Origin of the sequence: Pontibacillus halophilus JSM 076056 = DSM 19796, assembly GCF_000425205.1 — a bacterium.
In the GTDB taxonomy this organism is placed as follows: Bacteria; Bacillota; Bacilli; order Bacillales; family BH030062; genus Pontibacillus_A; species Pontibacillus_A halophilus.
In genome coordinates this window covers 109,821-135,337 of record NZ_AULI01000010.1, presented here as the reverse complement: position 1 = coordinate 135,337, position 25,517 = coordinate 109,821, and the positions used below count along the sequence as shown (strand labels likewise).

Sequence of the window (25,517 nt, the reverse complement as noted above, 5' to 3'; positions counted from 1 at the left end):
AGTAGATCTAATTATTTTAGATGAGATGGGATACATTCCATTCAGTAAAGAAGGAGCCGAGCTTCTATTTCAACTCATCACCGATTGGTACGAGCAGAAGAGCATCATTATCACTTCAAATTTGGAATTTAGTCAGTGGAATCGAATATTTGTAGACTCGAGGCTAACAGCAGCTTTAGTTGATCGTGTCATACACCACGCTCATGTACTTACATTTTCAGGAGATAGCTACCGGGTTAGCCATGCATTATCCAGACAAAACTACTAAAAATATCGGCTGGCAAGCTTATGTATTTTTCATTGCATTATTATGTACTTTTCTCTTGCAAAACACAATTAGCAAAAATACAAAAAGAATCAGTTTCGCATGTTACCAAATTACAAGGAATGGATTGTCCTGAAAGATCAGTATCAACCATTATTCGAGAGTACCTTAAATCTTCGTTAGATAGCTTACACGAGACAAAATACATAACAGATCACACCTACTCTCAATTTATTAGTCGACTTCCGAAAATTTTTAGTAAATGTAATCGAATAGAATCTACAAATATACCATCCACAATAGAACATGGGGATTTCTTTGGTGGAAATATTATTATTCATAATAATGAACCTAAGATTTACGATTGGTCAGACAGTACAATTTCACATCCTTTTCTTAGTATTATAGTGCTGTTAGAAGAAGTGAAAGAATTTTTTTCAAATACTGAAGCCGAGCAATTACTTATTGAATACTTAGAACATTGGACGGAGTACGATACTAAAGAAAACCTCTATTATGAGTATTGCACTTTGAAAACAATTGCCCCTAGTTACTATTTGTCTTTATATGAAACATTTATTTTCCCGTCCTTTAAAGATAATTTGGATAAAAAACAAATTATCGAGAGTTACATTAAAAAATGGAAATCACGCCTTGAATAATTGAGCACTTTGCTTTAGTTATAAGTTGAAAATGCTATTTAGCTTCTTTAACTAAAGGGTGCTTTAGTTGAAAAACAAGTCATTAGAACATCAAAAACGCAGAGGTTGATATTCCTCTGCGTTTTCTTGTGTGATTTTGCTGTCCAAAGTTATTCGATTTACCTTGTTATTATAATTCATGGCAACGTCGGGTTTGTAGTCTCATGTAGTTGTGCATGAGTCTGGCTTGGCGGCCTTCTCGTGTGTGGGGATTTATACGAGACTCGAGACACCGCATGAACTTTAAATCACATAAGCAAGACCTTCCATGCTTTCGATAACATTCATCGTGTGCTTTGCAACAAGCATCGGCACCGTTGAAGGGAGCCCCTGGTCCTGAACATCCAGGTCCGCAATAGCGGTAACCTGGGAATAAGCAGAACTTGAACGGGGACGATGGACGCGTTTGACGTTTGGGCATGCTCTCACCCTCCTTTTCATTGCCTTCGTTTCTATTCTATTCGGAGGTGCTCCCATTGGTTTGTTCGTTTATCTAGGTATACACAATGTATGAAACCGCCATACTTCTCATAGACTAGACAAATAGAGTAGGAGAAGGGCGGGAAGATTGATGCTATTTACTGTAGGCGTTTACATCATGATGGGAATGGTTTTGTTATTGATTACTTCTATACTTGGTATTAAGAAGACAAGAAAGAGCAACCCGATTCCCTTTGTGGCGTTGGTATTCTTAATTGTAGGAGCCATTGCGAGTTTTCTGTCAATTCTTGGAAGTATTTATATTTGGCAAGCGGTAGAACTGTTAAGGTTACAAGGAGTTGAGTGGTCATCGATTGAGAATATGACCAAAGGCTCTGAAGTGGCGGTGATAGGTAGTTTATGTTTCGGATTTATAAACCTGTTGGCGTTCTATTTCTTTGAGAAGCGATTAATGACAGATAGTGAACAATCACTAAATAAAGAAAACGGACTCCTATAGGAGTCCGTTTATTCATGTTCGTTTAGAGCATGCTTGGCTAAATTCATTAGGACAGAATCGTCTGCTGGAGGATTATGAAGCCCTGCGCGCACATCACGGTAATACTTCTCAAACTGGTAGTCTTTCGATAGCCCCCGTCCTCCTGCGATGCGCATTGCCAAATCCACGATTTCAGTAGCTGCATTTGTAACGACGGTTTTCACCGCTTGTATAGATGGACCTAACCTCTCTCTTTGGTCGGGGTAACGATCCCACTGGTCAGCAACGCTGTACATAAAGGAACGAGCATGAAGGAGCTTTAGTTCCATTTGACCAATTTTATCTTGGATGTGGGGCACTTCTGAGATCGGAGTGTTTAACGTATTAGGCTGAAAATTCTTAGCGAATTCAATCGCATCATTACGTGCAGCAATGGCAATTCCGATATAACAAGCAGGGATATGCATCAACCATCCTTTAGGAGTCGTGCTTTTGTTCCTGCCAGTTTCTACAAGGTATTTATCTGAAATGGATACGTCTGAAAGAAGTAAGTCATGGCTTCCCGTACCACGCATTCCGACCGTATTCCAGGTGGGGTCTACCTTGATACCAGGCGTTTTCGCATCAATCATAAACCAGCCAATGCCATCTTCTTCTGGCAAGTACGCCGATACAAGGTAATAATCCAATACGCTAGCCATAGACGTAAACGTTTTGCGCCCATTGATTACGTACTGGCTTCCATTCTTAACAGCTGTTGTTTCAGGTCGACCGCCTCTTGCTGGGCTACCTGTTGCGGGCTCAGTCGCAATCCGGTTTAATACTTTCTTGTTGGTGCCGACTTCTTTCGCAAGCCATTGATACAGTTCGTCTGACCACATTCTTTCGTCCCTTAGTTCCATCACTCCGTTCATATGCCATCCAATCGAAAGAGCTGTTGCTCCATCGCCTACGGCAAGACGCTCCTGTAATAAGAGCAGTTCGTAAAGGGTTAGCTCTTTCCCTCCATCTTGCAGAGACAAAGGCCATGATACATAATTTGACTCTTTCAATTTGTTGAGCACTTCTGGTGAGAAATCAGCTTGTTCATCCATTTCTTTCGAATACTTCTTCGCGAATTTAGCCAATTCTTCAACTTTCATAAAGAGGGCCTTGTGCCGCTCTGTTCTTATAAAGGGGGTATACAATTCGTTCATCCAACATTCCTCCAAGCTACAGGTTCTATATAAATCATACAAAATCTATCGGAATTATTCTAATGTTGTGTTTTGAAGGGTGGGCTGAGATTTGATTCTAGGTCCATCAAGATCAATGGTAGAACTTACTGAAGCTCCTAATCTTAAATGAATAGCCTTTATAAACTAATTGATTGTCTCTCTTATATTATTGATAGAATCATTAGATGACTGTGCTCGAGTCATACGCCAATCAACGAATCAGAAGCCGAACCCCGTTTCAGTAGAGTCACCGAAACAGAATTCATATTTAGAAATTAGGTAAGTCGCGTTAGGTAAAAGTGTAGGGGAGAATTGTGATAATAAAGGATACGACTGTTACCACTAATTCACGAGTTTCCTAGTTAATACTACAAGCCAAGTTCATTGGGGCAGAAGGAACCTCTAATAAATAATTAAACAGCCAAGGGATACGATCCCTTGGCTGTTCGATTATGCTTTCGAGCGGTACTCTTGGTTATGTGATTTCAACGTGTCGTCTGTACCAAATAAGAAATGTTTCTCCATATTAGGAGAGTATTTTGAGTTAGGTGCTACTCGTCCTACAGTTTCAGCAACTTCTCGTAACATGGAAGGGGAGGCGCCGCAACAAAGACCGAAATAATTTACGCCACTTTCCTTTGCTTCCTTCGCCCACGCTGCTAACTCATAACGATTTGTATACAGCGGATCTAACGATGTAGGGAACGTTGTTTCAGTTGGTAAGTGACAAGAGCATCCACCGTCAGGAAGATTAAAGAAAGTAGGGTGTTCCTCAGTTGTACGATACGGTACTGGTAATGCGGCTACGTATCCATCTGTATGTTGACGAATCTTCTCGACATAAGGCTGCATCGTTTGTGGCCCACGGAAGCAGTTCATGCCGACAACGAGTGCACCTTGTTCTTGTAGAAGACGAGCACCTTCTTCGACTGAATATCCATCTCGTAGAACGTTTTCACCCATCAATCCGAACGTTATTACAGCAGGAAGTCCATGGCTCTGAATAACTTCTAACGCAATGAGGGCCTCTTCATAATAATAGAACGTTTCCCCATTGATGAAATCGACACCTTCTTCTTTACACCAACCCACCATTTCGTCGAACATGTTGCGAACGAGATCTTTACTTGCCTGGTCATCTGAGTCAAATACATTCGTGTTCGAGATGTTCCCAGCTACGAGCGCTTCTTCTTCTTCATTTTCCTTCGCTACTTCTTTCGCAAGCCGAATTGCCTGACGGTTCAACGGCTCAAGGTAATCTTCTTTCCCAATAATGCGCATTTTCTCTCGGTGAGCGTTGTATGTAAACGCAAGGACAACATCGGAACCTGCATTCATATAGTCACGATACGTTTGTTTCAAAGCTTCTGGGTTATCAAGTGCAACTTCTGGAACGAAAGAGCCTGCCTGAAGATAACCTCTTCGTTCAAGTTCAAATAAATAACCTTCTCCGCAAATTACAGGGCCGTCTTGCAGTCGTTGTTCTAAGCTTCGTTTCATATTCAATCATCCTTTCACAATTTGTAAGTGTTTCTGTAAGCGATAGGGCACGGACGTCTGAACTTCTTCTTTTACTACAGATACAAGGTCTTCGAGTAACGCACTTGCAGTCGGATAACGACCAGCTCCAGGACCTTGTAGGGTAACCTTCCCGAGCAAGTCTGTGTCGATGGTAATGGCGTTATCGACACCTTTAATAGAAGCAAGCGGGTGATCAGGGCTAAGGAGCATTGGTTGGACAGATGCCCTGAGCGCACCATCTTCATTCTGGATTGTTGCTACATGTTTAATGACTTTACCGGAAGAAATCGTTTCTTTTATGTGGTCTAACGTAATGCCTTTAATTCCGTTAATCATCACATCCGACCAATCTGGCTGACTGGAGAAAGCGGTATCGCTTAAAATCATAAGCTTGTAAAAGGCATCAAGCCCTTCAATGTCATTAGCTGGATCTGCTTCTGCATAGCCTAACTCCTTAGCTTGTGCCAAAGCATCATCAAACTCTAGCTGCTCATCTGCCATCTTAGAGAGGATATAGTTAGACGTTCCATTCAGGATTCCTTCAATCCGCTGTACTTGATTCACCCGAAGTTGCTGTAACGTTCGGATGATTGGAATACCGCCAGCGGTTGTTGCTTCGTAGCCGACCTTGACACCATGTTCTGTAGCGAGTTGATTTAATTCATCACCGTGATTAGCAAACATCGCTTTGTTAGCCGTGATGACATGGCATCCTTTCTCGATTGCCTGTTTCAAATAAGGATAGGCAGGATTCTCTCCTACAATGGCTTCAATAACAATGTGAATGTCTGTCTTTAGAATGTCTTCTATCGAGTCTGTTACAAGTATGTGTTCAGGTAGCTCCCGTTGCTGGTTGGGATGTTGAACGAGAACAGCGCTCACTTCGATGTGAGAATCGGTTTGTTCGTATAGCGTGTTCTGATGAGATTGAATTACCTCATAGACACCTCTCCCAACTGTGCCGAACCCGAGTAGTGCAATTTTAATTGTGGCCATGTCATTCCTCCCGTACGATCGAATTATGAAATCGTTCCCACTCTTGCCTCGCCCGTCAAGCTGACGGAGGTGTGGTGCGAAGCTTAAGAGGAAAGAAGGGGGGATCCCCTTCTTAGGTTGTGACTACATCAGTAATGGTACCTGTCGTTCTAAGTTGAATGGCTACTTCATAAGCATCAATCTCTTCATACACATGGAAGGTAGGATTCGAGACGAGCTTTCTGTTTGATAGAATGATGGATTGACGGGCTTCTTGAATACGAGTGAATGCCTCATCCTCTTCTGCTAGGATGTAGATAATATCCTCTTCATTCAGACTAGAAATGGTTTCGAAGTGCTCAAATTCGTCTGGCGCATCATCCAAGAACTTCACATGGAAACCAAGCCTCGCTAGTTTCGTTAGGCTAGTAAGAACAATAGGGTCTGATACGTGTCTTGCGCCAACTACTGCAATCGACTTTGGACGAACAGTTGATTCATCTCTATATAGCGAAGAAGCTAATACATGCAAGTCTGTTAAGTCGTTTGGGCTCTTCGCTGGAGGTTTGGTTGTATCGGTCGCTTTCTCAATGGCGTCTGTCAAGTCCTGTAACAAATCTTCTCGGTCTTCTAGACCAATTGACAGTCGAATCATTTCCTCACGTACGCCAGTCTTTCTTAAATCTTCTTCGTTCAACTGCTGGTGGGTCGTGGAAGCAGGATGAATAATCAGCGACTTCGCATCTCCAACATTCGCTAGGTGTGAGAATAGGTTGATAGAATCAATGACTTTTCGTCCTTCTTCACGCCCACCTCGTATTCCAAATACGACAATTGAGCCGAATCCATTTGATAGGTATTTCTTTCCTAACTCATGAGCTGGGTGATTCTCGAGTCCTGGATAACTGACCCAATCAACACCTGGATGTTCGTTTAATTGCTCAGCAATCCATTGCGCATTTTCGGTATGTCTTGTGAGTCTTAGTGGTAACGTTTCAATTCCTTGCAACAGCAGGAAAGCACTGTGAGGACTAAGAGCTGCCCCAATATCACGAAGGAGTTGAACGCGCAGTTTCGTTGCAAATGCAGCTGAACCAACATCGACTCCATAGCGAATCCCATGGTAGCTTTGATCCGGTTCAGTAAATCCAGGGAACTTCTTATTGTTCCAATTAAATCTTCCACCATCGACCACGACACCAGCAATCGTCGTACCATGTCCACCAATCCACTTTGTTGCCGAGTGGACCACAACATCTGCACCCCAATTTAAAGGTTGGCACCCTAGCGGAGTGGCAAAGGTATTATCTACGATAAGTGGAATTTCTGCTTCGTGTGCAATGTCTGCAACAGCTTCTATATCGAGCACATGCAAGCTAGGGTTGCCAATCGTTTCAGCAAAGATGGCTTTCGTCTTCGAAGTGATTGCATCTTTAAATCGAGCCGGTTCCTCACCATCTACGAATGTGACGTTTATTCCATAACGAGGTAGCGTATTCGCTAGTAAATTGTAGGTACCTCCATACAGGTGAGTAGACGCAACAATTTCATCCCCAGCTTCTGCCACATTTAAAATGGCGAGTGTAATGGCTGCCATTCCAGAAGATGTGGCTACTGCCGCGACACCATCCTCTAACAATGCAATTCGCTGTTCAAACGCATCAACGGTTGGATTCCCAATCCTTGAATAAATGTTCCCAGGTTCCGCTAATGCAAATAAATTCTGCGCGTGTTCTGTGTCTCTAAATACATAAGAGGTCGTTTGATAAATCGGCACAGCGCGAGAACCTGTAGTTGGATCCGGTTGCTGTCCACCGTGTAGACTAAGCGTATCTGGTTTGTACGTGTGGAAAGGTAATGACATAAAGAAGTTCCTCCTCAGATAATTTTTAATTCTCTGAACCAAACAAAGCTACCTAGGTCACAACAGGTACAGAAGGGGGAGGAGAAAATAAAAAAACCTCTTCATTAAGAAGAGGTTGTGTTGTACGATTCGTCCTCCTCTTATCTGTCAGATCAACGTTGACCTGTAGGAATTAGCACCTTTTCAAGTGATACTTACACTTGATGGTTGCTGGGCGTCGTAGGGCCTAGTCCCTCTGCCTCTCTCGATAAGAGCTATGAAATTGTGAGCACGTGTTGTGCTTGATTAGGATTATAGGCCATGAAGAAAACTACGTCAACAATTATTTTGAAAATTCTATTTTATCTTTCAATTCAACCGCTTGATTTGGCTAACATTCATAAATTGTCCTACATAAAGAAAAGGGGTAAAGTAAAGAGAGGTATACATAGAAGGGAAGACGGAATTAAACTGTATGAATAAACAGACCGTTGTATCATTTATCAAGCTTATTCGAGAAACGAAACCAAGCGTAGCTCGTATGCTAATTGCTGTGACGTTGAGCGTCGTGGCAACCATTGTGGGCTTACTTATTCCTATGCTAACGAAATCATTTGTAGATGGATTTGACATCCAGAATATAAAGACATGGATGATTGTTGGGTTAGTCATTGTATTTGTGCTGCAGTCGATTGCTAACGGAGTCTCAATTTATCTGTTAAATTATATCGGCCAACAACTTGTTGCGAGACTAAGGGAGCGGTTATGGAAGAAGCACCTTTCCTTACGCGTACCGTTTTATGATGACAACAAATCAGGAGAATTAATTAGTCGAATTACAAATGATACAAGTATCGTCAAGAACCTGATAACCGACCACCTAGTTGACTTCTTCACTGGAATCATTTCGATTATTGGTGCTGTTGCCATTCTAATCTACTTAGATTGGCAGATGACGCTTGTTATGCTTGTGACTGTGCCTCTTGCGATTGGAGTCATTGTTCCTCTAGCTCGTAAGATGTATAAGATTTCAAAGTCACTCCAAGATGAGACTGCAAGCTTTACATCCCTTGTAAGCCAAGTGTTGTCAGAGATTCGCCTTGTTAAAGCATCGAATGCGGAAAGCCGTGAGCAAGAGAATGGCTTCGGGGCCATCCGTACACTATTCCAGTATGGACTGAAGGAAGCGAGAATCCAGGCAATCGTCATCCCATTAATGTCCTTTATTATGATGGGGATGCTGGTCATTGTCTTAGGGTATGGTGGTTATCGAGTGTCTAATGGCACGTTAACTGCAGGAGATTTAGTAGCATTTATCCTATACCTCTTCCAAATAGTGGTCCCACTTAGCCGGTTTACAAACTTCTTCACTCAACTGCAGAAGGCTGTTGGAGCGATGGAGCGGGTTCAATTTATCTTGGATGAAGAGGAAGAAGAGTATGATGGGGGAGTGTCATTTGAAGGGTTTAATCAACCCATTGTCATCGACGATGTATCCTTTGGCTACGGGAACGAGTCCGATGTGCTTCGAGATTTATCTTTCACCATCCCTAATCAATCGACTACTGCACTTGTCGGACCAAGTGGAAGTGGGAAAACGACCTTCTTCGCGTTGATGGAACAATTCTACAGTCCCACGTCTGGAGGGATTCGACATGGGGAACAAGCAATTCAGGAATACGACTTGGCAGAGTGGAGAAAGAGAATCGGATATGTTTCACAAGAGAGTCCTATTCTATCAGGTACGATTAGAGAGAATATTGTGTATGGGGTGGAAAGAGACGTAACAGAAGAGGAGCTTCGACAGGTTGCAGTTATGTCCTATGCAGACCAGTTTATCGAACAACTGCCAAATGGATATGACACAGAGGTAGGGGAACGTGGGATGAAGTTGTCAGGCGGACAGAGACAGCGGATTGGTATTGCCAGAGCCCTTATTCGTGATCCTGAATTGCTTCTCCTTGATGAAGCAACGTCAAGTCTTGATAGTAAAGCGGAGCAAGTGGTCCAACAGGCTTTGAATAACTTGATGAAAGGCCGAACGACCATTGTGATTGCACATCGTCTTTCTACAGTCGTAAACGCAGATCAGCTCATTTTTCTAGACCAGGGGGCAATCACTGGGAAGGGGACCCATGAAGAATTGTACCGCACCCATGCTACATATCGGCAATTTGCAGACCAGCAACTCCACGTGAAAGAGCTCGAAAACCGCGCTCTTTTCGATTGAAAGCCTATGCAGAAATTGGTATGATAATGGATGGAACGAACTCTAGAAAAAGGAGTCATGTAGATGAATAACTTTAATATTTTTATGGATGATATCGTAGGTCAAGCTCGTATGGAAATTGAGCGTGCTGGCTACGAACAGTTAACGACTCCAGAACAAGTAGATGAGACTCTTCAACAAGAAGGGACTACACTTGTGATGATTAATTCTGTATGTGGCTGTGCAGGAGGCGTTGCACGTCCAGCAGCAACGCATGCCATTCACTATGATAAACGACCAGACAGACTTGTGACTGTATTCGCTGGTCAAGACCGTGAAGCGACGGAACGTGCTCGCGAATACTTTGAAGGCTTTCCTCCAAGTTCTCCATCATTTGCTTTACTTAAAGATGGAAAGATTGTGACAATGGTTGAGCGTCATGATATCGAGGGATTCCAGCCGATGGAAGTAGTTGGCAAGCTTCAATCAATCTTTGACGAACATTGCGAAGAAATATAAAGAAGATGGTCTGCTATGACCATCTTTTTATCGTTTAGGAGAGGACCATCGTGAAAATTGGATATCGGACAATAAAAACAGCTATTGGAACTCCGATTGCAATCTGGATTGCAGAATTATTATCATTGACGAACTTTGCTTCAGCCGGAATCCTAACTATATTGTGTATACAAAATACGAGAAAACGGTCTGTCACAAGTGCGTCTAGTCGGTTTCTCGCCTGTATGCTTGCAATGGGGCTGTCTTATCTGTTCTTCGAATTCTTGGGCTACCAACCGTACATCATTGGTCTTATGCTATTAGTTTTTATCCCTGCTACGGTAAAGCTAAAGATTCAAGAAGGAATTGTGACAAGCTCTGTCATTATCTTGCACCTCTATGGAGCAAGTACCATTACTGTTAGTACGTTGCTTAATGAATTTATGCTCATTGTTGTTGGAATTGGTGTGGCTGTATTATTTAACGTCTACATGCCTAGCCTTGAAGGAGATCTACATACAAAGCAAAAGCAAATCGAAGCCAACTTCAGCAAAATTCTAAAAGAGATTGCTGCTTTCTTACGGACTGGAGACTTGCAGTGGACGGGAACAGAAATCACACAAACAGCAGATTTATTAGAGAAAGCGAAGTCCATTGCCTTTAAAGATGTTGAGAATCACCTGCTTCGCAATCATCATCCTTATTATCATTACTTTCAAATGAGACAGAAGCAATTCGAGCTGTTAGAAGGGATGCTTGCATTAATCACGCGTGTTCCAAGTGCCAATCAACAAAGTATGATTATGGCAGATTTCTTTGAAGAGCTATCAGATTCTGTACATCCAGGAAATACAGCAGTGTTGTTTCTCGAACAGATTCGAGATATGAAGGAAACGTTCCGAGAAACGGAATTGCCGAAGTCAAGGGAAGAATTTGAGACACGGGCAACGTTATTTTCATTGTTAAATACAATTGAACAATATTTAATCATTAAGCGATTGTTTAAAAAGAGCGATATCTAATTTCAAATCGGGCAAGCTATGCTAAAGGAACCGAAAGTGGTGATGGTATGCAGAGCTTGCTCGTATTTATTTTACTAACCGTTTCCCCAATATGGCCGGTCGGCGAAAACCCTGCTGTTGGATATCCATTTCTAATCGTAAATAAAGCAACAAATGAACTTGCGTATATTAATGATGGTGCCGTTCAAGGCGTATATCCCGTTGGCACAGGAAAGACGGAAGAATTGACCCCAGAAGGACTTCATACGATTACAGTGAAAGCCAAAAATCCATACTATCGCAAAAAGAATATCCCAGGAGGGGATCCTAGAAATCCTCTAGGCTCACGGTGGATTGGCTTTGACGCACTAGATACAGATGGTCGAATTTATGGGGTGCATGGCACGAATAACCCTTCGTCCATTGGGAAGTATGTATCAAATGGCTGTATACGTATGAATAATAAAGATGTGGAAGGGTTATTCGACAATATTCCAATTGGAACCAAAATACTTGTGACAACAACTGATGAAAGCTTTGAAAGTTTAGGAAAGACATATAAGGCGATTCAATAGAGAAAGGGACTACCGTGTATGAAATGCGGTGGTCCCTTTCTCTATTGTATTGACCCCCCTTGAATGCGATAACAGAAGAATTTCAAAGGCAGTTGAGAGAATCGTCTCTCACCTGTTCACTATTTTTAAACTTCTTATAAATTTTGTAGAAAAAGAGTTTATTTTTTCCGTTTCTTTAAGGATAATCGAGAGGTACCTATCAACATGATATGGCAGCGTAGGTGAGTTCGAAGAGTATGAATCACCTGTAAGTGCACGAAGACTCTATTGTAAGGCGTGTTCGTTTCTAGAACATGCTGTGATTAAGATTCTTAATCATGTCGGGGTCAACTGGATAGAAAGGAGAGGGTTTAATGGAGATGGAAGGAGTCTATAACGTTTGGTTAGTAATCCTGTCCATTGCAGTGTCCATCATGTCCTCGTATACAGCATTACAAATCGTTAAACGTCTCGTACGTTCCAGAGGAATGTTACGATACATGTGGATATTTGGAGGTAGTCTTACCTTTGGAGCTGGTATTTGGTCCATGCATTTCGTAGCGATGCTTGCTTATGAAATGGATATGGTTGTCACCTATGATACTTGGTTGCTAATTCTAAGTATCTTGTGTGCCATTGGATCAAGCTTTGTGGCTCTCTATATTATTAGCAGAGGATACGACCGTATCCGATATAACTTTGTTGGAGCAACGTTAATTGGCCTTAGCATTACGTCGATGCACTATGTGGGGATGGAAGCCATGCAGATGGGCGCCACGATTGTGTATGACAATCGTCTTGTAATTGCATCCGTTGCGATTGCGTGGTTTGCGTCATTCGTGGCGCTTCAATTGTTTGGGTACATTTCTAAAGGAGAACGTGCTAAGAAGCCTTATCATTGGTTCTCTTGGGTAAGTGCGGTGGTGATGGGGATTGCTATTTCAGGGATGCATTATACCGGGATGGAATCTGCTACCTTCTATCACCAGACGAGCGCTGTAGTCGTCGATGACAGTACTATTATTGAACCAGTAACATTGGGATACTTAATTGCGGCAGGAATTATGTTCATTATAGCGTTTATGATTACGCTCATACAGTACGAAGCGAAAGTTGAATCGACTTCCTTGCGTCTTAAGATGGCAGATCAAATGTACCGTTCAATTATTGAATCTGCAAATGATGGGGTCGTGACCGTGGACGAACGAGGTGAAATTCTTGCATGGAATGAAGCGGCTGAACAAATCTTTCGATATACAAGCGGAGCTATCATGCACGAATCATTTGCTAAGGTGGTACCTACGGCGCTTCAAGATGAAGAAACGCACCACTCGGAATCCCCCCGGCGTATCCAGGAGAGGTATGTCGGGAAGACAGTTGAATTAGAAGGCGTTCGTTCAAGTGGAGAGCGCTTTCCCATCGAACTATCGCTTTCTACGTTCCATAGCTCAGAGGATACGTACTATACTGGCATTATTCGGGATATTACGGAGCGGAGAGAAGCGGAAGAACAGATTCAAAAGCTCATCTATCAAGATGATTTAACGGAGTTGCCGAACCGACGAATGCTTCTTGAACAAATTGATTCCTGTGTCTCCCAGGCTAAATTACACGATGAACAAGTGGCTGTGATGTTTATCGACTTTGACCGCTTTAAACAAATTAATGATGTCTATGGTCACCGTGTAGGAGACAAATTGTTAATTGAAATAGCTAAGCGAACGAAATCCTGTCTAACAGAAAAGGACACTCTAGCTCGACAAAGTGGAGATGAATTTGTAGTCGTTCTTCCCCAAACTACCCATTATCAAGCTGGTCTAATTGCAGATAAGATTATATCCGCTTATCGGGAACCCATTTGGGTGGAGGAGATTGAACTTTATAGTACCCCATCAATTGGGATTAGTCTTTACCCAGAAGATGGTACGTCAGATGCCTTGATTACCCATGCAGATACAGCGATGTACCAAGCGAAAAAAGAGGGTGGCAATCGGTATTTCTTCTATACACAAGAAATTAACGACGCCATTTCTAAGAAGATGGTGATAGAGACTGGTCTCAGAAAGGCCTTGGAGAACAAAGAGATGGAGCTCTATTATCAACCCAAAGTAGACGTCAGCTCGGGAAAGGTCAACGGTTTTGAAGCGCTCGTTCGGTGGAATCATCCGACCCTCGGGACCGTGTCTCCGGCGGAATTTATTCCTTTGGCTGAAGAAACGAACTTGATTATTCCATTAGGAGAACAAATACTCCTTCAAGCCTGTACCGTATTTCATGATTGGCTTCAACAAGGATACTCGTTCACACACATCTCTGTAAACATTTCTGCCGTTCAATTTAATCAGCCAACATTCATCTCAACTATCCAACGAGTCCTTGAACAAACAGGACTCGCACCACATTATTTAGAGTTAGAGTTGACAGAAAGTGTTGTGCAGAACTTTAATCGGGCACGGCCCATCTTGGAGAAGTTGAAAGAAATGGGGATTAAATTATCACTTGATGATTTCGGAACAGGTTATTCTTCTTTGAGTTATTTGAAAGAGTTCCCTCTCGATACATTGAAGATCGATCGTTCCTTTATTAGGACGGTGGATTACAATACGAAAGACCAAGCTGTAGTGGATACAATTATCAACATGGCTTCTAAATTAAATTTAAACGTTGTTGCAGAGGGTATTGAGACAAAGAATCAACTGAAATTCATTCAACAACAATCGTGCCATGAATATCAAGGCTATTATTTTAGTCGACCGCTTCCGGCAGCTGAGATTATCTCGCTAGTTAAAGACCATGAAGCCAATCAGTATGCGAAAGCCTAGCTTACAAGAAGCTAGGCTTTTCCTGTTCATTTATGATTGCTTAACTCGACCGTGAAAGTCTCATTTATAGGGTGAATAAGGGGGATATTCATCGTTTTAACGGTAATCATTTCAGAGTTCTTGACGAAATCGATTGGAAGCGTCAGTACGGTTGTATTGTTCCTTTGTTTAGATTTCATTTCGCTAGCTGTAGCTTCTTCGCCCTTTTCATTTGTAATTGTAGTGCTCATAGGTACAGGGGGACTCTGTTCATTATTCTTAATGAAATTGAACTTCCGGAAGTCTGAGGGAATTGTCTTTTCAGCGTTTGAATCGTCCATCTCGATGTACAAGGTCACACCGTAATCATTCATAGCTACATGTTGGAGCGTAAAGATAATATCTTGATACGTAGTGAGTATATGTCCCTTCGGTAGGGGAGCCTCCGTGCTCTGGTTTGAAAGGTTTACTACAGCAGTTGGAATTGTAAATGTCATCTCACTATTGAGTTGGTCGTAGGTGATTAGTTCTTTTATGTGTAATTCCATTGTCTCTGCTTCTAGTAACTCTCGTGTAGAATTGAACGATGTGGAGTAAAACAATAACGGAGTTCCTTCTTGATTGGTTCTCGATTGGTTCTGTTCATACCCGTAAAATGCAACTTCCTCGTCTTTAATAGAAAGGTCTGCAGTCATGTGAACGAGTGTTTCGTTTAAAGATTCACTAGAACCAGTTGCGATGTTTCCTCGAAAGCCAAGCATTAGCTTATCCATATAGATGGATGGAAAGGAAGAGGGTAAGTGTAAGATTTCGTCTATGTTCACGGTTCTAATGAAATCGTCTCTAGGGTGGTACGATAGCGAAAAGGAGGCTTTCGGGACTTTGTAAGTATCACGATTATCATTCTCTTCTGATAACCCTGCTCCGTATGCGATTTCAAGACTTGCTTGGAGCGTTTCAGTTACTGTATTTATGTCGGCGTAGAAAGGGTCCTTTCCATCATACTGCACGTTAGGGGATAGGACGTTTGGGATGGTCGCTGCGTGATAGTAAGAACCGTTGTAGATGATACCTTCATTTCTCTTTATAAATTTGAACAACGTTTGTCTGTCGTGCCATTCGGGTTGATCGTCTAATATAATCGACTGAATATGCAACAAATCTTCTTCTTTGACGGATTCGGCTTGCCGCTCTAAGTCAACATGATACAAGAGAACAATATCTTGGTCATATACCAAAGCTTTATTTAAATGAAGCTTTTGAAGGTGATTTCGTAGGGAGTACGTTTTGTTAATCTCTTGGACCTTCTTCAACTCTTTCATCAGGGCATAACGTGGAATTGTTTTCTCGTAATAAGCCTCAACTTCATCAATTGAATTTGCATATAGTAAATCGGGGTTTTTAGATTGTGTGTCGTCACTCGACAGATAATAGGTGATGCCAAATCCGATACATATAAATGCAGCGATTCCAAGTTTAATGCGGTTGGGCATAGTCTCCCTCTCTCCTGGATAAAAATGGTCATCTATTACATACTACTTTAGCACATACCGAGATAGTAGATAAATAAAAGGTGGAAAGCTTACGAGTTTAATCTCTTGAATTTTCAGATAAATAAAGATATGATGAAAGCAACTACATACTAACCGGTTAGTATGCTTCAGGGGTGAAAGTGGTGAACTTTGAGTATAGTGACAAGGTCAAGGAATATATGGAACGCTTGGAGCAATTCATGCGTGACTACGTGTATCCGAATGAACGCTTATACGAGGAACAACTAGATTCTCAATCATCAAGATGGGAAGCAGTACCACCTGTTATGGAGGAACTAAAGAAGAAAGCGAAAGAAGAAGGATTGTGGAATTTATTCCTTCCTCATTCGGAGAATGGAGCAGGATTAACCAACCTTGAGTATGCACCGTTGTGTGAGATTATGGGGCGTTCCTTAATTGGGCCAGAAGTATTTAATTGTAACGCTCCTGATACAGGGAACATGGAAGTGCTAGATCGGTATGGAACGGATGAGCAGAAAGAAAGGTGGCTACGCCCCTTATTAGATGGGGAGATTCGTTCTTGCTTTTCAATGACGGAACCAGATGTAGCTTCATCTGATGCGACGAATATCGAGGCGCTCATTGAGCGAGATGGTGATTCCTATCTCATTAACGGAACTAAATGGTGGTCCTCAGGAGCTGGAGACCCTAGATGTAAGGTTGCTATATTTATGGGGAAGACAGACAAAGAAGCACCGAAATATGAACAACAATCTATGATTCTAGTTCCGCTAGATACTGAAGGCGTAACGATTGAACGGATGCTACCTGTATATGGGTATGACCATGCTCCACACGGGCATGCAGAAATTCAGTTCTCAAATGTCCGCGTGCCAAAGGAAAACCTAATTTGGGATGAGGGGAAAGGATTTGCCATTGCGCAAGGTCGACTTGGCCCAGGGAGAATCCATCATTGTATGAGATTGATTGGTGCGGCTGAGCGTGCGCTTGAAGATTTATGTAAGCGCGTACAAAGTAGAGAGGCTTTCGGAAAGAAAATTGCTGACCAGGGTGTCGTTCAAGAATGGATTGCCGACTCTAGAATTGAGATTGAGCAAGCCCGCCTATTAACCTTAAAGGCAGCATACATGATGGATACGGTAGGCAATAAAGTTGCCAAGAAGGAAATCGCAATGATTAAAGTGGTAGCACCTTCCTTGGCCTTAAGGGTTCTAGACCGCGCGATACAAGCCCATGGGGGAGCCGGAGTAAGTGATGATTTTACGCTCGCAGCTCAGTGGGCGAACGCCAGAACACTACGTTTGGCTGATGGACCTGATGAAGTACATCGGCGTCAAATTGCTAGGTTGGAGATGGCAAATCATAAGGAGGGGTAGAATGCACGTTCTGAAATTGTTCGAACTCACAGGAAAGACAGCGATTGTAACAGGAGGCGGAAGAGGGTTAGGCCGTCAAATTGCAGAAGGATTTGCTGAGGCTGGTGCGAATGTTGTCGTCTGTTCAAGAAAGCAAGAGACCTGTGAAGAAGTCGCGAAAGACTTAGCTCAAATGGGGGTTCAGACGTTAGGATTAGCCTGTGATGTTACAAAGGAAGAGGACGTTCTTCAAGTGGTACAAACGACGAAAGAAACGTTTGGTTCAATTGATATTCTCGTGAATAATAGTGGAGCTACGTGGGGCGCGCCAGCTCTTGAGATGCCTCGTGAAGCATGGGACAAAGTAATGACGGTCAATGTGACAGGTACGTTCCTCATGAGCCAACAGGTCGGGAAGGTGATGGTGGACCAAGGGCATGGGAAGATCATCAACATTAGCTCTGTAGCTGGTCTTGGTGGGGCTGATGCTAGATTCATGGATACGGTAGGCTACAATGCCAGTAAAGGAGCTGTAATCACCCTAACGAAGGATCTGGCCGTCAAATGGGGTCCACATAATATCCAAGTCAATGCTCTTGCACCTGGTTTCTTTCCTACAAAGATGTCTAAAGTCGTGCTTGAACATGGAGGAGACTTTATTCTTGATCGAACGCCGCTAAATCGCTTTGGTTCTGAAGATGATTTGAAGGGCGCTGCGCTGTTCTTAGCATCTAGGGCCTCTGATTATGTAACAGGAGATGTGCTCGTCGTCGATGGGGGCATGCACGCCTCTTGCTAATTCTCCTTCTCGTATCGCAGTAATGATGGTACTATTCTAAAGAAACAGAAAATTAATCAACGAGAGGATTATTTACTCATGAAGGATAAAATTATGGAAACAAGCATTGAGCTATTTGGAGAGCGTGGATTTCTGGAAACGTCAATTCAAGATATTGTAGAAGCGAATGGAGTTACGAAAGGTACATTTTATTACTATTTCCACAACAAGGAAGACGTTCTCATGCAAATCCACCTTACGTTTATAGAAGAGTTATTGAAGCGTCAGGAGCAAATCTTATTTGCGAACGGGGTGAGCTATAAAGAGAAATTGAGAAGCACGGTTCTCATGGTCATCAAGAACATACGCCTACAAGCGCAAAGTGCTCGCGTCTTCTTTAGGGAAATGCGACATCTAAGTGACCATCATACAGCTAAACTCCTTCCGAAGCGACATTTATTTCAGAGGAACGTGCAACAGCTAGTAGAAGAAGGCGTTCGTGCTGAAGAGTTTAGGAAGGACTTGCGTGCCGACATGGTATCTTTCGGGATTCTTGGGATTGTGAACTGGAGTTATTTCTGGTATGAACCAGATGGTGAAGTGTCAGAAGAAGAGCTCACAGACATCTATGTCAGCATGATGTTAGAAGGCTTACAACCTCCTCGCACTTGAGGCGGAGGAGGAATAGTAACATACTAACCAGTTAGTATGAAAGGGGATAGAAGGATGGGAATTCGTAATGTAACCGTTGTTGGGGCAGGTTCTATGGGGCATCAGATTGCAATGCTATCAGCGTTAGGAGGGTATAAGACTATCTTGCAAGACGTCAATGGAGATGCGCTAGAACAAGCAAAGGCGACACTTCAATCCATAATGGAGAAATGGGTAACGAAAGAAAAGATTAGTCGTGAACGAAGAGATGAGGCTTTTCAGGCGCTTACGTTTACTACGAGCATAGAGGAGGCTGCTTGTGAGGCTGACTTCATTATTGAAGCTGTAGTGGAGAAGTTAGACGTGAAACGGGATGTGTTTAAACAGCTTGATTCGATTGCACCTTCTCATGCGATTCTAGCTACAAATAGTTCTACAATTGTGAGCTCCTTAATTGCAGATGCAACAGAACGCGCGGACCGCATATGCAATATGCACTTCTTTTACCCTGCTCTTGTGATGGACTGTGTTGAGGTTGTGAGAGGGGAGCATACATCTGATTCGACAATCGAAGCGACAATGGATGTATGTAAAGCAATGAACCGTACAGCAGTATTGTTAGAGAAAGAGATCTCAGGGTTTATTGCGAACCGGATTCTATTTGCTATACAGAAAGAAGCGATGAGTCTTTATCAGGGCGGATATGCTAGCTTTGAAGACATAGACATTATTACGAAGAAAGCGTTAAGCCACCCGCTCGGGCCGTTTGAACTGATGGATTTGTCTGGAATTGATGTAGGCTACTATGTTATGCAACAACAATATGCCGAGACAGGAAACATAGAAGACAAACCCCCGCAGTTGCTTGCAGATAAAATGGAAGCAAATGAGCTTGGTCGAAAGACTGGCAAGGGATTTTACTCGTATGAGGATGGAAAGAAGGTTTATTCATAAGGGGGGATATAGATGCATCGTCATAATTTGGTTGTTCGCTTCAGTGAAACCGATATGCTTGGTCATGTGAACAACCGGAATTTCTTTATGTACCTTGAAGAAGCGAGAATTCGTTTCTTCCACGACCTTGAGCTGGTAGCTGAAGAGTGGAATTTCATCCTTGCCTCTGTTAAATGTGATTTCTTGAAACAAGCGTATTTTGGCCAATCCTTAGCGATTGAAACGTACGTAACGAGAATTGGCAACAGTAGCTTCCATCTTCATCAACATATCAAAGACCAAGAAACAGATGAGAACATCGCTCGAGGAGAATCTGTGGTCATCCAATACGACTTTCAGACTGAGAAGAGTAAACCAATGGACGAGTCGATGCGTACCAGTTTAGAGAAGTACCAGATGCAAAAGCTTAAGGGGGGATTATAATGCCTTATGATACAATCCCTGTTCGAACTGGAGAAGAATTGAATGAGAAAGCCTTACACGATTATCTCGAACGTCATATTGAACAAGCAAATGGAGAGCTAACGGTCTCTCAATTTGGTGCGGGTCATTCGAACTTAACTTATGAAATTAAGATGGGGGAGTTTGTCGGTGTTCTACGAAGGCCTCCATTGGGCCCAGTGGCTCCAAAGGCTCACGATATGGAGCGAGAATATCGGATTTTACAAGCGGTTCACCCTATTTTCGATAAGGCACCTAAGCCCATCCTATATGAAGAGGGAAATCTTCTAGGAGCGCCTTTCTTTATTATGGAGAGACGGTATGGAGTGGTGCTTGACACGGAGTTCCCGACAGGTGTGGATGCAAGTGAAGCGATGGCGAAAAGACTGTCTGAGACGATGGTAGATACACTAGCCGAACTGCATTCATTGGAGTATCAGTCTAGTAATCTTGCAAACATTGGCAAGCCAGAGGGATTTATGGAACGGCAGGTGTATGGTTGGATCAAGCGGTTTGACCGCGCATTAACAGATGATGTTGAGTCAGGAGAGGGAGTCAAACAATGGTTGGTTCATCATATCCCTCGTGATTCTAACAGCGCACTCATTCATTACGATTACAAGATGAATAATGCGCTCTTTGATGAACAGGATTATACGAAGATGGTAGGGTTATTTGATTGGGAGATGACTACAATTGGTGATCCATTAGCGGATCTAGGTGTGGCACTTAGTTACTGGATTGAGCCTAATGACTCGCCTTATTTAAGGAATGGTTTAGGCAAGCCGCCTATTACATCAGCTTATGATGGCTTTTACACAAGGGAACAATTTATGCAGCGATACGCAGAAAAGAGTGGGCGTGATGTAACGCAAATGGATTTCTATATGACATTTGCCTATTTTAAGCTTGCTGGGATTGTTCAACAAATCTACTATCGCTATCGACAAGGGCAGACGAACGACAAGCGATTTAAAGGGATGAATCACTTCGTCAATCATTTGTTGCAACAGGCAAGAGAAACGGCGGGTCTTTAATGGGGAAGATTCACATCATTCACTCCAAAGAAGAGCTAGAACCTCACCATATAGAAGGAAAGGTCGCTATCGTATACGACGTTCTGTTCGCAACTTCAAGTATTACAGCTGCATTTCACCATGGAGCATTGTCTGTCTATCCAGCCTTAACGGCAAGTGAAGCGATTCGCATGGCGGAGGGGAGTCAAGAACCATACTTGCTAGCCGGAGAAGAACAGGGTTATACGATTCCAGGATTTCAATCTCCAACTCCCATCTACTTGTCTAGTAGCGTAAAGAACAAGCGTCTCTTCTATAAGACGACTAACGGAACGGTGGCCATTCGTCGAGCCTCTCAAGCTAAGTATGTATACGTGGCATCTCTCTTAAATGAGCAGGCCATACTCGATTATTTAGTTTCTCACCATGTGAACGACTCGATTAGTCTAATTTGTGCAGGGTCTACCAAGCGCTTCGCAATTGAAGATTATTACGGTGCGGCCAGTATGATTCACAGACTCTTGCAGCATGGTGAGTGGACATTAACCGACCGAGCGTTGGCTGCCTATTATTTCTATCACGGCAGTCCATCTGCTGAGACCGTTCTAAGAACAAGTACGGTAGGCAAATGGTTAGTGGATTATGGATTAGCAAGTGATGTTGAATTTGTTGCAAATAAAAACAGTTGTCCTGTCGTTCCGATTTATCGGACACACACAGGGCGTATCGAGGAGGTAGGAAAGGATGAATCCAGTAGAGCAAATCGTGAGAGGTGGACAATTCCTTACGAGTCAGATTGACCAAAGCGCCATCTTCACTCCGGAAGACCAGACCGATGAACATAGAATGATGGCAAAGACAGCACGACGTTTTCTAGAAGAAGCCGTTTATCCTGAGCGCGAGCGGCTCGAGTCGGGAGACTATGATTTAGTGGAGAGCTTAATGAAGCAAGCTGGAGAACTCGGTCTATTGGCTCACAGTATTCCAGAAAGTTATGGAGGACTAGGCCTCGATAAGATGAGTAAGGGGATTGTGGGAGAAGCGCTAGGTGCTGGGGGAGGATATTCAGTTGCCCATAATAATCATACATGCATAGCAAGCCTACCGATTACGTATTTCGGAACTAAAGAACAAAAAGCGAAGTACCTGCCGAAATTAGCTTCAGGTGAATATATCGGAGCATACTGTCTCACTGAACCGGATGCAGGTAGTGATGCCCTTGCTGCTAAGACGACTGCTGTGTTGGATGAAACGGGTCACCACTATGTATTAAATGGAACCAAGATCTATATTACGAATGCTTCTTTCTCCGACACGTTTATCGTGTATGCCAAAGTAGATGGAGAACACTTTACAGCCTTTATCGTGGAGAAGGGGTTTGAAGGATTATCGGTAGGACCAGAAGAAGATAAAATGGGAATTAAAGCTTCCTCTACTTGTTCTGTCATCATGGAGGATTGTAAGGTTCCGAAGGAGAATGTGTTAGGAGAAGTCGGCAAGGGGCATCACATTGCATTAAATGTATTAAATCTCGGGCGATTTAACTTAGGGGCGGCAACAACAGGCGCAGCCAAATTTTCCTTTGGGTTGGGTTTATCACACATTCAGGAGCGGAAGCAATTTGGTCGTTCTATTGCTCAATTTAATGGAACAAAGCAAAAAGTAGCCAAGATGGCTGCTAAATTGTATGCTTCTGAGTCTGTTATGTATCGGACAGCCGGTCATGTTGAATCCGTATTAAGAGACGTTACGGATGAAACATCTGGCCGTGATGTTGCGAAGAAAATGAATGAACACTCATTCGAATCCGCAATGTGCAAAGTGTTTGGCTCAGAAACATTAGATGAGGTTGTTGATGAAGCGCTCCAGCTTCATGGAGGAGCAGGGTACATAAAGGAGTACCCAATTGAACAAGCGTATCGGGATGCACGAATTAACCGAATTTTTGAAGGGACGAATGAAATCAACCGGTTACACATTGCTGGCGTCATCTTAAAGAAATCGGCATCAGGAGAACTTCCCCTTCAAAAAGCGGTTGAAGAAGCACATACGCACATGCATCGACCGAACGAAGCGCCTTCGTTAGAACAAGGAGTACAGTTATTGAAAGATTTGTTCTTTGTATGTGCTGGCGCGGCCTATTCCGCTTTCGGTCAGGAGTTACAGGAAGAGCAAGAGACGATGATGGGATTAGCAGACCTGGCTATTATGGCTTATGCTGCGGAATCAGCAGTTGTAAGAGCAAGGAAGAGTGGGAAAACGCTGCATCAAGACTTGGCAACATCCTATATAGAACGTGCTGGTCTCGAAGCTGGCAGTGTTGCTTTAATGTTAGCTTCCAACCTGACGACGGGAGATGTGCGTACGGAAACCCTTGCTTCAATTTCATCTGTGCAAGCACTTCTTCAATATGAACAATCTGTATCACGTAACCGCCGAATCGCAGATGCCATGCTTACTTCAAATACCTATCTTGTGTAAAGGGGAGATGAATTGTGAATCTTGGAAATGATCATATAACAGTTATGGAGAAGGGGCCTTTATTAACTTGTGTATTAAATCGCCCAGATCGTTTAAATGCCTTTAGTCATGACATGCTTCAAGGTTTGAAAGATGCATTAAACTATGCAGACCAAGAAGAACATATAAAGGTTGTGGTCCTATCAGGAGCAGGCCGAGCATTTACGGCCGGTGGCGATGTGAAAACGATGGGAACAGGCACACCAAAGGATGTCTATGACCATGTTGGATTATTAAATGAGACAATTCTCACCATTCGAAACCTAACAAAACCAGTGATTGCAGGAGTACATGGGTTCGCAGCGGGCGCAGGCTTTAATTTAGCTCTAGCATGTGATCAGATTCTCTGTGCAGAAGATAGTCAGTTCGTATTAAGCTTCTCGCAAGTGGGACTTATATCCGATGGTGGTGGGACTTACTTTCTAACCAAACTACTCGGACCTTATCGTACAAAGGAATTGCTATTTAGTGCAGAGCCAATCAAGGCTTCCAGAGCTTTAGAATTAGGGATTGTGACGAAGACAGTTCCTTTAGAGGAGCTTGAAACAGCGGTTCAATCTTACGCAGAAAGACTAGCTACTGGACCAGTTCAGGCATTTGGAATGATGAAGAAAGTGGTCCATGCTGCAGACACTCAGGATTTGGCGACCATCCTTGAGCAGGAACGAATTAGCCAAACGCTTATGGTTTCGACAGAAGACCATCAAGAGGGCATTGCTGCCTTCGCCGAGAAACGAAAACCACAATTCACAGGACAATAGGAGGGATAACATGAAAGGAATACAGTTCAAGGAGTATGGTGGTCCAGAAGTGTTAGAAGTGGCAACGCTTGATAAGCCGGTTCCAGAAGATGGTGAGGTATTGATTCAGGTAACAGCAATTGGGGTCAACTATGCGGATACTGCAAGAAGAGAAGGCGCATACGTAGTACCGACGCCATTGCCATTTGTTCCTGGAGCAGAAGTAGCAGGTGTTGTAGAGGAAACGGGTACGAACGTAGGTTCATTTAAGAAAGGCGACCGAGTGGTCACGCTCATTTCTTCTGGAGGATATTCAGAATACGTAACCACCCACGAGCAAACGCTTATTCCAATTCCGGATGGAGTATCGGATGAAATCGCTGTTGCGCTTCCTTTACAAGGACTAACAGCTTATCACATTTTGAAGACAATGGGGCAAATGCAGGTCGGAGAAACTGTCCTTATTCACGCTGCAGCAGGGGGCGTAGGGACGATTGCGGTGCAGCTTGCCAAACAATTTGGAGCAGGGAAGATCATCGCAACGGCTAGTACAAGTGAGAAACTAGACCTAGCGAAAGAACTAGGTGCGGATGTTGGCATCAATTATACGGATGATGACTGGCAGGAACAAGTGATGCAAGCGACTGATGGGAAAGGGGTAGACGTTGCGCTTGAGATGGTCGGGGGAGACATCTTCAATGAAACCATCAAATGTATGAGGTCATTTGGCCGCGTTGTAGTCTTTGGTGTTGCGAGCGGAGAACCCGCCCAAATGTATCCAGCAGGTCTTATGAACCGGAACCTTTCTGTAATTGGCTTCTTCCTGCCGCAAATCATGAAAAAACCAGACCTTTTCCGGAACAGCTTAGAAGAACTACTTCGATACCTCAATGAAGGAAAGCTGCAATTAAAAATAGGCGGGGTGTATGCCTTAGAAGATGCTCGCAACGTTCATCAACTCCTTCAAGGCCGAAGAACAACTGGAAAACTAGTGTTAAAACCATAATATATAGCGAATCGTTGATTTAATAGCCTAACAATACC

The 25,517-nt window shown here is 43.1% G+C and carries 24 protein-coding genes and 1 riboswitch; of the genes, 18 read left to right on the top strand and 6 right to left on the bottom strand.

Features of this window, described 5'->3' with window-relative positions; genetic code table 11:
• Together H513_RS21265 and H513_RS0111435 are read left to right on the top strand one after the other, a co-directional pair.
• Window positions 1–268, top strand: a 268-nt coding sequence (locus H513_RS21265; RefSeq protein WP_026800876.1) for an ATP-binding protein, incomplete at its 5' end; no start/stop codon positions are given.
• 32 nt (window positions 269–300) lie between these two features.
• Window positions 301–927, top strand: a complete 627-nt coding sequence (locus H513_RS0111435) for a phosphotransferase (protein WP_161625301.1) — start codon at window positions 301–303, stop codon at window positions 925–927.
• Between the two features lie 169 nt (window positions 928–1,096).
• Here H513_RS0111435 and H513_RS22100 read toward each other — a convergent pair whose 3' ends face one another.
• A complete protein-coding gene (locus H513_RS22100) occupies window positions 1,097–1,387 on the bottom strand; it encodes a phospholipase (protein WP_081658267.1) in 291 nt (96 codons plus the stop codon).
• A 150-nt stretch (window positions 1,388–1,537) separates the two neighbouring features.
• On the opposite strand from H513_RS22100, the gene H513_RS0111425 reads away from it, so the two are divergent.
• Complete coding sequence (locus tag H513_RS0111425; protein ID WP_026800873.1) at window positions 1,538–1,906, top strand: hypothetical protein; 369 nt, start codon at window positions 1,538–1,540, stop codon at window positions 1,904–1,906.
• An 8-nt stretch (window positions 1,907–1,914) separates the two neighbouring features.
• Here H513_RS0111425 and H513_RS0111420 read toward each other — a convergent pair whose 3' ends face one another.
• The 4 genes from H513_RS0111420 to H513_RS0111405 form a co-directional block, all read right to left on the bottom strand.
• Entirely contained in the window at window positions 1,915–3,081 is a 1,167-nt protein-coding gene (locus H513_RS0111420) for an acyl-CoA dehydrogenase family protein (RefSeq protein ID WP_026800872.1), read from the bottom strand.
• Window positions 3,082–3,552: 471 nt separating this feature from the next.
• On the bottom strand, window positions 3,553–4,602 hold the full coding sequence (locus H513_RS0111415; protein WP_026800871.1) for a homocysteine S-methyltransferase family protein: 1,050 nt from the start codon (window positions 4,600–4,602) through the stop codon (window positions 3,553–3,555).
• Window positions 4,603–4,608: 6 nt separating this feature from the next.
• A complete protein-coding gene (locus H513_RS20115) occupies window positions 4,609–5,619 on the bottom strand; it encodes a homoserine dehydrogenase (protein ID WP_051239919.1) in 1,011 nt (336 codons plus the stop codon).
• A gap of 112 nt (window positions 5,620–5,731) precedes the next feature.
• Entirely contained in the window at window positions 5,732–7,462 is a 1,731-nt protein-coding gene (locus H513_RS0111405) for an O-acetylhomoserine aminocarboxypropyltransferase/cysteine synthase family protein (protein WP_026800870.1), read from the bottom strand.
• 137 nt (window positions 7,463–7,599) lie between these two features.
• Window positions 7,600–7,716: riboswitch (SAM riboswitch) on the bottom strand.
• Window positions 7,717–7,916: 200 nt separating this feature from the next.
• Here H513_RS0111405 and H513_RS0111395 point away from each other — a divergent pair.
• The 5 genes from H513_RS0111395 (at window position 7,917) to H513_RS20110 (ending at window position 14,525) form a co-directional block, all read left to right on the top strand.
• On the top strand, window positions 7,917–9,671 hold the full coding sequence (locus H513_RS0111395) for an ABC transporter ATP-binding protein (RefSeq protein WP_026800869.1): 1,755 nt from the start codon (window positions 7,917–7,919) through the stop codon (window positions 9,669–9,671).
• A 63-nt stretch (window positions 9,672–9,734) separates the two neighbouring features.
• Complete coding sequence (locus H513_RS0111390; protein ID WP_026800868.1) at window positions 9,735–10,169, top strand: BrxA/BrxB family bacilliredoxin; 435 nt, start codon at window positions 9,735–9,737, stop codon at window positions 10,167–10,169.
• A 47-nt stretch (window positions 10,170–10,216) separates the two neighbouring features.
• Window positions 10,217–11,170 (top strand): aromatic acid exporter family protein, encoded by a 954-nt coding sequence (locus H513_RS0111385; protein ID WP_026800867.1) that lies wholly within the window; start codon window positions 10,217–10,219, stop codon window positions 11,168–11,170.
• Window positions 11,171–11,217: 47 nt separating this feature from the next.
• Entirely contained in the window at window positions 11,218–11,724 is a 507-nt protein-coding gene (locus tag H513_RS0111380; RefSeq protein ID WP_026800866.1) for a L,D-transpeptidase, read from the top strand.
• Window positions 11,725–12,077: 353 nt separating this feature from the next.
• A complete protein-coding gene (locus H513_RS20110) occupies window positions 12,078–14,525 on the top strand; it encodes a bifunctional diguanylate cyclase/phosphodiesterase (protein ID WP_051239917.1) in 2,448 nt (815 codons plus the stop codon).
• Window positions 14,526–14,551: 26 nt separating this feature from the next.
• Here H513_RS20110 and H513_RS0111370 read toward each other — a convergent pair whose 3' ends face one another.
• Window positions 14,552–15,997: a hypothetical protein gene (locus H513_RS0111370; protein ID WP_026800865.1), complete on the bottom strand. Its 1,446-nt coding sequence runs from the start codon at window positions 15,995–15,997 to the stop codon at window positions 14,552–14,554.
• A gap of 182 nt (window positions 15,998–16,179) precedes the next feature.
• Here H513_RS0111370 and H513_RS0111365 point away from each other — a divergent pair, with 182 nt between their 5' ends.
• From H513_RS0111365 to H513_RS0111320, 10 genes are all read left to right on the top strand, one after another.
• Window positions 16,180–17,394: an acyl-CoA dehydrogenase family protein gene (locus tag H513_RS0111365; RefSeq protein WP_026800864.1), complete on the top strand. Its 1,215-nt coding sequence runs from the start codon at window positions 16,180–16,182 to the stop codon at window positions 17,392–17,394.
• Between the two features lies 1 nt (window position 17,395).
• The gene (locus tag H513_RS0111360; protein ID WP_026800863.1) at window positions 17,396–18,172 is read left to right on the top strand and encodes an SDR family oxidoreductase; all 777 of its coding nucleotides are present in this window, start codon (window positions 17,396–17,398) and stop codon (window positions 18,170–18,172) included.
• Between the two features lie 78 nt (window positions 18,173–18,250).
• A complete protein-coding gene (locus H513_RS0111355) occupies window positions 18,251–18,823 on the top strand; it encodes a TetR/AcrR family transcriptional regulator (RefSeq protein WP_026800862.1) in 573 nt (190 codons plus the stop codon).
• A gap of 54 nt (window positions 18,824–18,877) precedes the next feature.
• On the top strand, window positions 18,878–19,756 hold the full coding sequence (locus tag H513_RS0111350) for a 3-hydroxyacyl-CoA dehydrogenase family protein (protein WP_026800861.1): 879 nt from the start codon (window positions 18,878–18,880) through the stop codon (window positions 19,754–19,756).
• Between the two features lie 12 nt (window positions 19,757–19,768).
• On the top strand, window positions 19,769–20,179 hold the full coding sequence (locus tag H513_RS0111345) for an acyl-CoA thioesterase (RefSeq protein WP_026800860.1): 411 nt from the start codon (window positions 19,769–19,771) through the stop codon (window positions 20,177–20,179).
• On the top strand, window positions 20,179–21,234 hold the full coding sequence (locus H513_RS0111340; RefSeq protein ID WP_026800859.1) for a phosphotransferase family protein: 1,056 nt from the start codon (window positions 20,179–20,181) through the stop codon (window positions 21,232–21,234). The genes H513_RS0111345 and H513_RS0111340 overlap by 1 nt, the downstream gene beginning before the upstream one ends.
• Entirely contained in the window at window positions 21,234–22,013 is a 780-nt protein-coding gene (locus H513_RS20105; RefSeq protein ID WP_051239915.1) for a 2-phosphosulfolactate phosphatase, read from the top strand. Before H513_RS0111340 ends, H513_RS20105 begins: the two co-directional genes overlap by 1 nt.
• The gene (locus H513_RS0111330) at window positions 21,958–23,694 is read left to right on the top strand and encodes an acyl-CoA dehydrogenase family protein (RefSeq protein WP_026800858.1); all 1,737 of its coding nucleotides are present in this window, start codon (window positions 21,958–21,960) and stop codon (window positions 23,692–23,694) included. The genes H513_RS20105 and H513_RS0111330 overlap by 56 nt, the downstream gene beginning before the upstream one ends.
• A 14-nt stretch (window positions 23,695–23,708) precedes the next feature.
• Window positions 23,709–24,494, top strand: coding sequence for an enoyl-CoA hydratase/isomerase family protein (locus H513_RS0111325; protein ID WP_026800857.1), 786 nt, complete (start codon window positions 23,709–23,711; stop codon window positions 24,492–24,494).
• A 10-nt stretch (window positions 24,495–24,504) separates the two neighbouring features.
• A complete protein-coding gene (locus H513_RS0111320) occupies window positions 24,505–25,479 on the top strand; it encodes a quinone oxidoreductase family protein (RefSeq protein ID WP_026800856.1) in 975 nt (324 codons plus the stop codon).
• Window positions 25,480–25,517 lie beyond the last annotated feature (38 nt).